At 40.2% G+C, this 12,145-nt stretch carries 11 protein-coding genes; 1 reads left to right on the forward strand and 10 read right to left on the reverse strand.

Going from position 1 to position 12,145, the window contains the following annotated elements; translation table 11 throughout:
* Positions 1-6: 6 nt before the first annotated feature.
* From hisIE to IAE19_RS01645, 10 genes are all read right to left on the reverse strand, one after another.
* Complete coding sequence (hisIE, locus tag IAE19_RS01600) at positions 7-780, reverse strand: bifunctional phosphoribosyl-AMP cyclohydrolase/phosphoribosyl-ATP diphosphatase HisIE (RefSeq protein ID WP_200459186.1); 774 nt, start codon at positions 778-780, stop codon at positions 7-9.
* A 137-nt stretch (positions 781-917) separates the two neighbouring features.
* The gene (locus IAE19_RS01605; RefSeq protein WP_200459187.1) at positions 918-2,213 is read right to left on the reverse strand and encodes an FAD-dependent oxidoreductase; all 1,296 of its coding nucleotides are present in this window, start codon (positions 2,211-2,213) and stop codon (positions 918-920) included.
* Positions 2,214-2,280: 67 nt separating this feature from the next.
* Positions 2,281-3,900 carry an ABC1 kinase family protein gene (locus IAE19_RS01610; protein WP_200459188.1) on the reverse strand — a complete coding sequence of 540 codons (1,620 nt, stop codon included), beginning with the start codon at positions 3,898-3,900 and terminating at the stop codon, positions 2,281-2,283.
* Between the two features lie 13 nt (positions 3,901-3,913).
* Positions 3,914-4,582, reverse strand: coding sequence for an SCP2 domain-containing protein (locus IAE19_RS01615; RefSeq protein WP_200459189.1), 669 nt, complete (start codon positions 4,580-4,582; stop codon positions 3,914-3,916).
* A 12-nt stretch (positions 4,583-4,594) separates the two neighbouring features.
* Positions 4,595-5,539, reverse strand: a complete 945-nt coding sequence (ubiE, locus tag IAE19_RS01620) for a bifunctional demethylmenaquinone methyltransferase/2-methoxy-6-polyprenyl-1,4-benzoquinol methylase UbiE (protein WP_200459190.1) — start codon at positions 5,537-5,539, stop codon at positions 4,595-4,597.
* A gap of 171 nt (positions 5,540-5,710) precedes the next feature.
* Positions 5,711-6,415 carry an FFLEELY motif protein gene (locus IAE19_RS01625; RefSeq protein ID WP_200459191.1) on the reverse strand — a complete coding sequence of 235 codons (705 nt, stop codon included), beginning with the start codon at positions 6,413-6,415 and terminating at the stop codon, positions 5,711-5,713.
* Between the two features lie 102 nt (positions 6,416-6,517).
* Positions 6,518-7,597: a hypothetical protein gene (locus IAE19_RS01630; protein WP_200459192.1), complete on the reverse strand. Its 1,080-nt coding sequence runs from the start codon at positions 7,595-7,597 to the stop codon at positions 6,518-6,520.
* A gap of 1 nt (position 7,598) precedes the next feature.
* Positions 7,599-10,130, reverse strand: coding sequence for a fimbria/pilus outer membrane usher protein (locus IAE19_RS01635; protein ID WP_227612161.1), 2,532 nt, complete (start codon positions 10,128-10,130; stop codon positions 7,599-7,601).
* 75 nt (positions 10,131-10,205) lie between these two features.
* The gene (locus IAE19_RS01640) at positions 10,206-10,907 is read right to left on the reverse strand and encodes a molecular chaperone (RefSeq protein WP_200459194.1); all 702 of its coding nucleotides are present in this window, start codon (positions 10,905-10,907) and stop codon (positions 10,206-10,208) included.
* A 27-nt stretch (positions 10,908-10,934) separates the two neighbouring features.
* Positions 10,935-11,471: a fimbrial protein gene (locus IAE19_RS01645; protein WP_200459195.1), complete on the reverse strand. Its 537-nt coding sequence runs from the start codon at positions 11,469-11,471 to the stop codon at positions 10,935-10,937.
* A gap of 301 nt (positions 11,472-11,772) precedes the next feature.
* Here IAE19_RS01645 and IAE19_RS01650 point away from each other — a divergent pair, with 301 nt between their 5' ends.
* Positions 11,773-12,111, forward strand: a complete 339-nt coding sequence (locus IAE19_RS01650; RefSeq protein ID WP_200459196.1) for a hypothetical protein — start codon at positions 11,773-11,775, stop codon at positions 12,109-12,111.
* The last annotated feature ends 34 nt before the right edge of the window (positions 12,112-12,145 follow it).

The raw sequence follows: 12,145 nt of genomic DNA on the forward strand, positions 1-12,145 counted from the left end.
CAATATTTATCCTTGATTACGATTGGCTTTTTCAACCAGACCAGAAAGTCCCTGACGTCGTGCCAGTTCATCCAGTACCAGTTTTGGATCAAGATCAAAATGACCGAGCATGACGATACTATGGAACCACAAATCGGCAGTTTCATAGATCAGATCATTTAAGTGTTCCTGAGTCGGTTGAATGGCGTAATCTTTAGCCGCAATTATCGTTTCAACACTTTCTTCGCCGACTTTTTCCAGAATTTTATTCAAACCCTTTTTATATAGGCTAGCTACATAAGAACTATCCGCAGCCGCTTGTTTGCGTTGTTGCATCAATTGTCCTAGATAAGCCAGAACATCGACGTGTTCTTGTGATGTCATATGTTCATGCGCTTCGGTTTTTGCAGAAGCACCATAGATCGCAGTTGGATCTTTTAGTTGTACATCTACTATTTCCCAACCTTGTGGGCTAAGCTTGCGATAAAAACAAGATTCTCTGCCTGTATGACAAGCAATTCCACCGTGCTGTTCTACTTGCAACACGATTACATCACCATCACAGTCAAGACGAATTTCATACACGGTTTGGAAATGACCTGATTCTTCGCCTTTGTGCCAGAGCTTTTGACGTGAACGTGAGAAATATACGGCCTGTTGTTTTTCTGCGGTCAAGGCGAGCGATTCACGATTCATCCATGCGACCATCAGCACTCGACCAGTTTGATGATGTTGTGCGATGGCAGGGATCAAACCTTGTTCGTTAAATTTTACTTCATCGAGCCATTGCACATTGTTCATAACATCTCACCAAAATTATGGATTAAATAAGTTCATTTGCGGTTATTCATCGCACCCTATAGTGTACGGCATCTGTTCATCGTTTCGGAAAAAAACTCATCTTTTTTGTGTTTTCAACTGATTAATCTTAACCGTATTTAGCTTAAATTTTGACTCAAAATAGCAGCCTGATGTCGAGTTTTGGCAATCTCGGCATAGTTCATGTGTCGTAGTGGTGCTGTTTTTAAGCCAGAAATAGTCAGCGCCATTTGTTTACGCAAATAAGGAATTTGGTACATCCAATAAAAACTAAAATCTCGGAATGGGCCTGCCCAAGTGGAGTCAGATTGATAGAGCGGCGTTAGTAGTCGACTTAATAATTGATAAAACTGAGTGGATGAATAGCGTAATTCATGATAATGCTGCCAGAACTTAGCCCAGTCTACCTGTCGATCTGGAAATTGTTGCATGGCTTGTGCTAGCGCCCAAGCATCCAGTAAGGCCATATTCGCACCTTGTCCCAATTGAGGGCTCATTGCATGTGCGGCATCTCCAATAACACCTATGCGACCTTGTCCAAACTTGGTCATCACTACATCACGATATTGGGCAGATAACCAGTGTCGATTTTCATCTGTTTGCATGGTCTGTTCAAGCCAATCAGCAATAGGACGCCAACGAGATGAAATCTGATGAAGTAAAAAATCATGCTTTTGAGGATTTTCTAAAAATTGTTGTAATTGTTGGGTCGGTAAACTCCAAAATACACTGGACAAACGTTGAGCTGGTGCCTGTGGAACTGCGCCTGTTGGTAAGATTCCCATCATAATGTGTGAGCGATCGTAAAATTGATGCAAAATTTGAGGATCTAAAGTTTTGCATTCTGAAACGATGCTCCACACCGCTCCCCATGGATAAGCCTTATCGACCTTTACCCAAGCTGGAGGACGTAAATGGCTACGTGCGCCATTGGCAATGATGACGGCATCAAAGCTGGATTCAAAAGATTGTCCCTGATATTGACCACGTACAATTACGCCATCGCTATGTTCATGTAACTCATCAATTTCATGAGACATTTTCCATGTTACAGAGCCTGCATATTGTTCAAGTTTTGAGCTAAGTAAATGGCAAAGCGTTGCACGATGGATCCCAACACCATAATGTTGTGGATCTACTTCATGATAATGGCTGTTGACCAGTAAGCGCTGATTCGCAAGTTGCCCTTGTAAACCGGTTACCATTGCACCGAGTTCCAAAGCTTTGTCCAACAGACCTAAATGTTCAAATACTGCTAGGCCAGCAGGTTGTAATAATAGTCCAGCACCGACGGGTTGTAGGCTCTCGACTTTTTCAAATAAGGCCACGTGAAAGTCTTGGCGAGCCAATAAAATCGCAGTGGCCAGACCTGCTGTTCCCGCTCCAATAATGGCGATATCTTTAATTTTTTTCATTGTGGTAGATCGCGTACTTTTATATATAGGTCAGGGGAGATAGAAAATTCCTCTCACCCTAGAATGATTATTTAATAATACGCCAAACGGCTAACAAGGCAGTGATGGCAATCAGGACAATTGAAATGTACCACGGCGCAATAAGGGCGATAGTTAACAGGATCAGCATAATACTGCCAAATAGCCAACTACGTTGTTGTTGTTGCTGGATTTGCATGCGTAATTGCTGAATTTCACGAACTTGACGATCATGCCATGCAGACTGGTTTTTTAACCCATTTAAACTATCAATCAATAAAGTTGGTAGGTCGTGTGCACCTAATAATAGGTCTGGAATTTGCTGACCAATTTCTTTCACATTTTTGACTGGATTCATATTGGATTTGACCCATTCGGTCAAAATCGGTTTTGCCAGTTTCCAAATATCCAGTTGTGGATAAAGATCTGTTCCCAAACCTTCCACATGCACGAGTGTTTTGAGCAATAACATGAGTTGTGGTGGAATTTCCAGACGAAAGCGTCGTGCAATATCCATCACCTGCAATAAAATACCTGCAAAATCTAGTTGATCCATTGGTTTTGAAACCATTGGCCCAACGGTACGTCGCATTTCACGGGCTAAGGCATCCTGTTCCGTACCCGGTGGAATCCAGCCAGCTTGATGAACAATCTGAATCAGTTGCATGAAATTGTTGTTCATGACGGCCAGAAGCATGCGCGCAACAGTCATCTGATCTTGTTTGGAGAGCTCACCCATGATGGCGCAATCCAGCGCGATATAACGTGGATGGCTGGGATTGATCGTTTCCACGAAGACATTACCTGGATGCATATCTGCGTGGAAAAAGTTGTCTCGGAAAACTTGGGTAAAGAAGATGATAAGCCCTTTTTCTGCCAATTCGGCCCGATCCATCCCTAGACGATCAAACGTGGCTGTATCAGAAATGGGCACGCCAATAATACGCTCTGCCACCATAACATCTGTACTGTCCATATAAACTTCAGGCACGTACATCATGCTGGAACCAGTAAAGTAGTGGCGCATACGACGAGTATTGTCAGCTTCTATACTTAAGTCCAATTCATTTAAAATGATCTGGCGATAATCCTGAATAATCTCAGTTAAATGTAAGGCACGTGCCGCTTCCAGACGGCTTTCCAGCCATTGTCCTAGCCATGTAATAATTTCAAAATCTTGCAAAATTTGCAGAAGAATATCAGGACGGGTAACTTTTACTACTACTTCACGTCCATCATGCAAAGCGGCGGTGTGCACTTGAGCAATTGAAGCTGCTGCTAAAGGCTGCTCATCAAAACGTGCAAATAAGGTATTTACGTCGGCTTTTAGTGCATCCTGAATACGCTGTTTGGCCACTTGCCCATCAAAAGGTTTAACCTGATCTTGTAATAAAACCAGTTGTGATAAGACTTCTGGTGGAATCAAGTCACGGCGTGTGGAAAGCAATTGCCCCAGTTTAATGGCTAAAGGTCCCATATCCTCTAAAGCTTGTTTAAGCTTGAGAGGATTTTTACGCTCTCGGCTAGACCATGCCGCTGGATGTAATCGGATTAGTGCTAAAGCATGGCGCGCTTTGGAAGGTAACTCTTCCGCAGGGAACAGGGTATCAAGTCGATAATGCGCGGCAATGCGCCAAAGTTCGAATAACCGTGTAACGTGCGGAATCATAATGCGATATTACCTAAGTGTTTGTCTTATTGAATTGAGAATTAAGAGATTGTAGTCTGGCTTCAAGACGATCAATTTCCTGATTAAGTTGCCGAGTGGACTGGTTCAGATCATCCATTTGCCAGCGTGGTGCAAATAGACCACTGTCTTCTTTGAGCGCATCTTCTGCAAAAAAAAGATGACTTTGCAAACTGCGTTTTAACTGTTTGGGAGCAAGACTAATTTTAGCCAGCTCATGTGCAAGGGCAGGGCTAATCCATGGACTTAAATGCGCTGCCAGATCAGGTTCAGCCTGCTGCATAATCCGCTGGATATCTTGTAGCAGATGATAATCACCAGTGAGCGGAATATTACCTATATGATCTGAATTGCCCAATAAAAGCTTAAGTAACTCCACCATATTTTTGACATGAAGGGTTGCGGTGGCTTGGCTAATTTTGACATGTTCATCAAAAGGTCGCTGTTCAAATATAGAAGGTGTCTGGCTATGACCCGTGATGGTGGGTTCGAGGCGAACTTTATTTTCATCAAAAAAAACATCAATCGAAAGCTGCGGACTATCAATAATGACCCGCAGTAACTGACCTTGTAATTGATTGAGCTGGATACGGGTAATCGCATCCAGATTGATAATATGATGAATACCGCGTTCGACTGCACCTAGCGCAAGAATCGACCACATAATCATGAACCTTTAGAGTTTAAAACCGCGGTGTACAGCGACGATACCACCGGTTAAATTATGATAGTCGCAACTTTGAAAACCTGCTTTTTCCATCATGCCTTTTAAAGTACGCTGGTCTGGATGCATACGGATTGATTCAGCCAGATATTTATAGCTTTCCGCATCATTTGCCACAATTTTACCCATGAGCGGTAATGCGGTAAAGGAGTAAAAATCGTAGAGTTTTGAAAATGGTTCAAATACAGGTTTTGAAAATTCAAGAATAAGTAAGCGGCCACCTGGTTTAAGCACACGGTACATGGATTCAAGGGCGGCATCTTTATCCGTCACATTCCGCAAACCAAAACTGATGGTGACGAGGTCGAAACTTTCATTTGCAAAAGGTTCTAATGTTTCAGCATTAGCCAGAACGAAATCAACATTGGTACACCCTGCATCTAGCAAACGATCACGGCCCACATTTAACATTGATTCATTAATATCAGATAATACGACATGGCCTTGCGGGCCTACTTCACGACTAAATACTTTGGCTAAATCACCAGTGCCACCTGCAATATCAAGCACGTGTTGAGTACGACGAACACCTGACATATTGATGGCAAAACGTTTCCAGAGACGATGAATACCAAAAGACATCAAGTCATTCATGATGTCATATTTGCTGGCGACAGAATGAAAGACTTCGGCCACTTTCTGGGCTTTATCTTCAGCATTCACAGTTTGATAGCCAAAATGTGTGGTTTCACCGACATTACCCGTTCGGCCTGCGCCACGAGGTAAGTTATATTTAGGAACAGAACCAGTGGACTGATGGTTAACCCCTTGTTGTAAGGATTGTTGCTGTCCTTGCGGAGTTCCTTGTGGAAGCGGCTCATTTAGGAATGGACTGTTACTGTCTGAACGCTCTGCCTGCTCAGTCGAAGAAGTGGGCTTTTGATTTTCGTTAGACATCTTGTCGCTCCTAAATTTAAACACATTATAAAGTGATTATGGCCGCATGCATGATGACAGAGTTTAGTATGGTTTTACAGTCATCATTATGCAATCGTTATCAATACTATACAGAAAATTATAAAAATAAGGCACTTAATGCGGATTCTTCAATCGGGTACGAATCAAGAATCAGCGAAAGGGATCTGGATGACCCGAATGCACTTTTTCGATAATATCACGTTCAACTGTACTAAAGGTTTTAATAAATTTTTCTGCGGATTTCATCGGTTTCATGGCAACAAATCCTTCCTGAATAAATTCATACATCAGGTCAAAATTGTATTTATGTGCAGCACTTTTACACATTTTAAAGGCTGCATACATCATAAATGAACGCATATATTTATCTAATGCTTCACCCAAGTCATCGAGTAGTTGTAACTGGACTAAACGCTGCTCTTTTTGATCTAGCTTGAGCAAGGTTTGACGCATCATTTCATCTGTAATGGGTGCGTTTGCTGGATAATCCTTTAATAACTGAATCGCAATTTGTTCATCTAGTTGCATCGCTAATACTGCTAGACTGACGGATTTAGTTCCAGTTTTTATGGCATTGTCTGGTAACAGCTTTTCTGCTTTGTGGGCATATTTAAGTAGACGTTCAATTTGCAAAGCCAGTGGATCAAAATCTGGACCACCATATAAACGATTGAGAAAATACTGAGCCATTAACTGATTTTCAGGCTCGTTAAAATAAGTTTGATGCGTATCTTTAATACGCTTTTTAAGCCAAATTTGAGCGTCATTCAGACGTTGTAATATCGCGGGATCCTGATGATATTCAAAGGCGTTATATTGCTGAAGTAAATCATCAAAGTGAGCAAGTTTGGACATAATCTAGTTTTTTCAAAAAATTGATAAAAGCATAAGCTGCTTAAATGCATAACACTATGACTATTATAAGGCCAAACTTTAAAAATAAGTCCAGAACGAAATCTATTTAAAATAGACTTCGTAATTTAATGTTGAACTAAATGTACCAGCAACGGCAGGTTTTGAGAAAAATAGAACTCCTGCTTCAAAGTTCTTAGACAGTGTTGAGCCATTACTGCTACCAAAGTCGAAATTGGTATCCAGCGGAATTTCCTGCGTTTCACCTTGAGGATAAATTTTAATCCCAACGACATTTTTCATACCTGTTTCAGTTGCCGTTAAGGTCGTTGAATCATAGCGTTGAGTAGACGTAAATTTGCCTAGAAATGGATATTTCGCACAGTCTTTACCTGTCGTTGTTACATTAATGGTGAAAGGCGTACGACGTAAAATGGTATTGGTGTCCTGATATGAATAATAGCTACCCAAGTCCACATTTTGTGTGTTGAGGCTGGTAATACATTCAATATAAGTGACATTTACATTGGATACTTTTTCCTGAAAGTTACCATTGGCATTACGTCCACCTTCACCATCAAGTTGAAAGACCTGATAGGTTTGTGCGCTGGATGTAAAATTACTCCCTGAACCTCGGGATTTAATATACAAAGAATAACTAATCGTAATGGTTTGAGGATCAGAACAGCTTCCTGAAGTGCGACCAATCAAGGTGCAATTAGATTTTGCCGTACTTGAGTTGGTTTGCTTATTTATTGCTGTAAAACCTGTATTAATTTTATTTTCAGTCAGCGAATCTATGGGATATTCAGTGCCATTAAAATTGATACCTATAATTAAATTTGTACTTCGAAAGGCAGTTGCCAAACTTTTAGTGGCATCATCTAAATAAAGATAGGCTTTTTCAGTACTGTTGGTTGCATAGTCGTCATAACAGGTTAGAGTCGTACTGTAAACGGGCGATTGCCACAATAAAGAACCGGCACTTTGGTTGGAACTAGTCACCTGAATGGGAGTGACGGAAGTCGTATGGGTAGTGTTGGTTGCAGTACTAATATTAAATGTTGATGTGGCTTTTTGCCCTTCTAGACAACGTGTTGCCCAGCTAGATTGTATACCAACTACACTCAGCACTAAAAAAAAACAAAGCTGTAACAGGCTTAACTTTGATATGAGGTTATTCATATTAATGTGCTCCTACCGCATGACAGGAAAGATCAATTTCATCGTAACCCATTTCCCGATTATTCAATGTTGGCAGGCTAAACTGACATTGTTCAAAGTCCGCATTGCCCCATTTTGCAACCAGTTGTTGCTGAGATTGCACACCCGTCAGATACGCTTGTCCGTTTAATCCGACCAGACCCACATTTTTTTGAGTTTTGGCATCTAAAATAGACGCACCAGTCGTTACATATTTCTCATTAAAGCGTAAGTTGGCAAGAACACTATGCCCTGATTGAACATCAAATTTAACTTTTACGATAGCAAATTTGGTCGGTACGATATCTGTGATAACAGGGTCATCGATATTCATGTTTTGCCCAAGATCTTCAGCTTTGAGTGCTACGCGATTTCGCATATAGGCGCTAGAGCCGCTCACAACAGCATAACCCGATTTATCAATTTTCAAACCTGGTTGATTGTCTATACGAACACCTTCGGCACCTTTGGCCTCGATAATAATCGGATTGCTATACATTTGTTGTCCGAAAAGAATACCGCCAGAGTGCACTAAAATACCGCCATTTACACTTGCTGAGACTTGTTGATACTGATCTGAATACGTATAACCAAAGCTAGAATTTAGCTTAGTTCCTCTATAACTGGTGTTTAAAGCCACGCTATCATTATTGTTTTGCTCAGTATGGCTGAACTGAATTTGAGCATTCAGGTTTTTATCTTCTAGGAAAGAACCTGAGAGCGCTGTTGTGGCTGTGCTGCCTGTAAGATTAGAGTATTGATAGTCATTATTCGAGATTAGATCATATTTTTTAGCGGCACGAGGACGTTCCAATGGAATACTGATGTTAAAACCGACATTATAGTCTGCGCCTTGAAACATGGATTTATTCTTTTGATAATACAACCCATACGCGATGTCTTTATAGTTTTTATTATAACCTATTTGCCAACTTTCCTGATTGTATTCTTTTTGCCAAAAGTCAGTTTTGGCTAGAGTAGCATAGACTTGTCCCCATTCACCTAGATTTTGATTAACAGAAATCTGAAACTGATTACGTTTATTGTAATAGGTCGAGGAGTAAAAATAACGGCGACGTTCTTGTTCACTTAACTGTTCATTATTCAGCGTGTTATTGTCATCATAGGTGTATTCATAACTCCCATTTTTCCATTGCGCCTTTTCCTGAACAGCATCGCTGAAGCTATAATAATCTTGGGTTGAATAGCGATACCCGACAAGACGAACATTGGTGCCTAAAGTATTCAATGATTTTGCATACAAAAATCTTAAGCTGATCCCCTCTTTTGTCAGTCCTTGGGCTGTTTTATTATGGGCATAAGTTAAATCACTAGAAAGGGCACCGAAATTTCCTAGTGACCATGCCAGACCTGCTGCTGCTGAATAGTAATCTTCTGAGGCAATAAGGCCTGCATAAGGCGTAAAATAATTATTGATACCATATGCATAAGTAAACTGACCAAAATAAGGGTGATACGTATCGGTATTGCCACTTCTATACTGACCCGCAGTTAACTGAAATTTACTTTGACCCGCACGAACCATATTGGGAACTGAGGAGTAGGGCTGAACAAATTTTCGCACACGACCATCACTTTCGATCACTGAAACTTCTAGATTTCCACTTTCGTTGGCTGCATACAAATCATCGATAGTAAAGTTTCCAGGGGCTACATTGGTACTATAAATAATGTAGCCATTTTGTCTGATTTCCACTGTAGCGTTGGTTTGGGCGACTCCACGCACGACCGGTGCATAGTTCTGTAAACCAATAGGAAGTTGAATAGCATCACTGCTGAATTGCACGCCTCTAAAATTGGTACTATCAAAAACATCGTTATTACTAAAACTGTCACCAATTTCTAAACGAGTTGGAACGCTGGTTTGCAGGTCACGTTCCAGCTTATTCGATATGTTTTGCCAGCTTCCAGATTGACCTGAGTACTGGGTAAAGTTACTTTGATTGCGATAGCGCCACGCACCCCAATTCAAACCGCCATTGAGAAACAAAGAATTGTTGTGCCTATCTTGTGAATCTTTATTATTAAAATAGTTAGAATTGGCAGAATAATTTAAAATTAAGGCATTGATTCCCTGATTAAATAAACGGGTAGGTACATAGCCTCGAGCGTATTGTTGTAAGTTGACCTGAGGAATAGACAGACTTAATTTTTGTAAGCCAATATCCTGATCAATGGATACATTTGGAATCGCAGTTAAGTCATAACACCCCTGAGCATCCTGTTTTCTTTGCTCTGGAGACAAAAATAAAATATTGTAATTATCAATAAATGCCTGATCAAAGCAGGGAACTACGGTGTTTTGTGCATTTTTATAAAATTGTACAGGACGAGTATCAACTTTTTGGTTGTTGATAAAGATCGAAAAATCATAAGTACCTGGAGCAATACTATACCCATATTTTACTGCATCAACAGAAACCTGATCGGTAACGTCCTGCAAAAATTCGGTATTAAATTCTTCATTAGCAGCATGAGCCAGTGTACAAGACATGCAAACGCATAGTGCTGTCAGTCTAAAGTACATAGCGTTTAACCTTGGGTATAAAATATGCATCCCCAAAACTCGTTACTTAAGAGATACAGGGGGCATCGGGGTGTTGCCACCGTATTCATTGATATAGGTATATTGAATCTGGTGAGTATTGGAGGGTAAACCTTTTAAAACCTCAATGGTCTCAAAGGGTGGAACCATATCTCGATTGATATTTACAACAGACTGACTTTCATTATTTAACTTTAAGTCACCAATGGTCACGAAAAGAGGGCTTTTATTCTCAAGTTTTAGAACATTGCCATCGACAAACCAGTGCAATTTCTTAACTGCATCTACAAGCTCAATATCGACCTGTGCTGGACGATAGAAAAGTTTAATTTTTGATCTGACCGCGAGTTGTAATGTGTTTTCTATTTCAGGTTTAGGGGGAATTTCCTGAATATTAATCCAGAACTGACTTTCCCGATCTGAAGCCAAGCCAGTTCCCGCATAAATGAAGCGAAGAACAGACTCTTTTTTAGGATCAAGTTTTAATAAAGGGGGAGTGACCACAAAAGGGACTTTATTATCCGCAAGGGGCGTTTCGCCAGCCTCAATCCAACTTTGTACCATATAGGGCTGAGATGAGTTATTTCGGATGCTCAATGTTGCAGCTTTCGCATTTGCATCATAAATTACACGACTTGCTAAGGCTTGAATCGCTGCATGACTGTGTGTTGTACAAAAGACCGCAGTCGTTAAACATACAGAAACTAAAAATTGATTCAAACGCATAATCATCTCAGCCCTTATAAACAAATATTACTTTTGTTGAATTGTTACACGAGCAACGGCGTTCGCTGCACCCGCAGCAACAGTTGCGCCAGTCGCTTGATAGAATGCTTGCAAATTCAATGTACCAGTTGCAGCGCCTGCACTACCTGTTGTTGTCACAACTGCATTTGAGGTACCTGTTGACGTTGTATTAATGGCAACGGGTGTTGCACCATCTGCACTTGTAATCGCAATACCTACGCCTGTTGCTGCACTCACTTTAAGCAAATTTGTGTTGGTTGTATCGGCAGTTCCAGTAAAAGCAAATTGGTAGCTACCAGGGTTACAATTAGAAACAGCAAGTGTAAAAGGTTGAGGACGAGATTTGTCACCTGTCGTTTTAAAGGTAGACGTCGGCCAATCACCTAATACAACATCAGAGGTTGAATTGCCATTTACAGCAACATCACAAGCAGCATTCACTACACTGCCTTTAAAGTTGATTGTACCAGCATCGGCAAAAACTTGAGTTGATAACGTCAACGTTGTTGCTGTAGCTGCAATAAGAGTAAGAATCGATTTCATTGGGGCAACCCTTTTTTAAATAGCTTAATAAATAACCGCTTTGCATTTTTTAAAGAATTCGCCAACTATGAAAATAAATACAATTATTCTGTGACGATATTCACGTTTTAAAATATACAACATTTATGCAAAAAGAAATCATTGTGTACAAAAAAAGTGTGATTTTTTTTGTTATTTTTAAAAATAGATTGATGTATGTTGGAGTTTATTGCAGTTGTGATAACTGTAAGGGCTTATTAAATAACAATAAATTTGGTAAAACATTCTTATAACTAGATAAATAAAATAGGGATGAAATGAGATGATTAAAAACATAAAAATTATATTAATTAGTATGATAGGTTTTGTGACTTGCTCGTTCACTTTTGCGGATGCTGCCGAGGTAAATTTTCTGGGTAAGATCGTAGAACCAGCATGTGATGTTTTGACACAAAAAGGAACCCATTGCCAAAAAATGCTTAAGGATACAGGCATGCATGAGGTCGCCCTTAACGCCCAATCTTTCACATCAAAACATCAAATAGAGCAGTTTTTAAACCAACAAACACAAAAAACAAGTTCGATGGTGTCGGTTGAATTATTGAACAATAGTGATTCAACTCATCAAAACATCGGTAATCTTTTGGTCAAGTATCGTTAAATTAAAATCAAGAAAATTGTATTTCATTGCTTAA

The organism is Acinetobacter sp. S40 (assembly GCF_016624705.1).
In the GTDB taxonomy this organism is placed as follows: Bacteria; Pseudomonadota; Gammaproteobacteria; order Pseudomonadales; family Moraxellaceae; genus Acinetobacter.

Coding starts and splice junctions, on each gene's coding strand:
- hisIE (WP_200459186.1), bottom strand. CDS start 780: ATGAACAATGTGCAATGGCTCGATGAAGTAAAATTTAACGAACAAGGT.
- IAE19_RS01605 (WP_200459187.1), bottom strand. CDS start 2,213: ATGAAAAAAATTAAAGATATCGCCATTATTGGAGCGGGAACAGCAGGT.
- IAE19_RS01610 (WP_200459188.1), bottom strand. CDS start 3,900: ATGATTCCGCACGTTACACGGTTATTCGAACTTTGGCGCATTGCCGCG.
- IAE19_RS01615 (WP_200459189.1), bottom strand. CDS start 4,582: ATGTGGTCGATTCTTGCGCTAGGTGCAGTCGAACGCGGTATTCATCAT.
- ubiE (WP_200459190.1), bottom strand. CDS start 5,539: ATGTCTAACGAAAATCAAAAGCCCACTTCTTCGACTGAGCAGGCAGAG.
- IAE19_RS01625 (WP_200459191.1), bottom strand. CDS start 6,415: ATGTCCAAACTTGCTCACTTTGATGATTTACTTCAGCAATATAACGCC.
- IAE19_RS01630 (WP_200459192.1), bottom strand. CDS start 7,597: ATGAATAACCTCATATCAAAGTTAAGCCTGTTACAGCTTTGTTTTTTT.
- IAE19_RS01635 (WP_227612161.1), bottom strand. CDS start 10,130: ATGTCTTGTACACTGGCTCATGCTGCTAATGAAGAATTTAATACCGAA.
- IAE19_RS01640 (WP_200459194.1), bottom strand. CDS start 10,907: ATGCGTTTGAATCAATTTTTAGTTTCTGTATGTTTAACGACTGCGGTC.
- IAE19_RS01645 (WP_200459195.1), bottom strand. CDS start 11,471: ATGAAATCGATTCTTACTCTTATTGCAGCTACAGCAACAACGTTGACG.
- IAE19_RS01650 (WP_200459196.1), top strand. CDS start 11,773: ATGATTAAAAACATAAAAATTATATTAATTAGTATGATAGGTTTTGTG.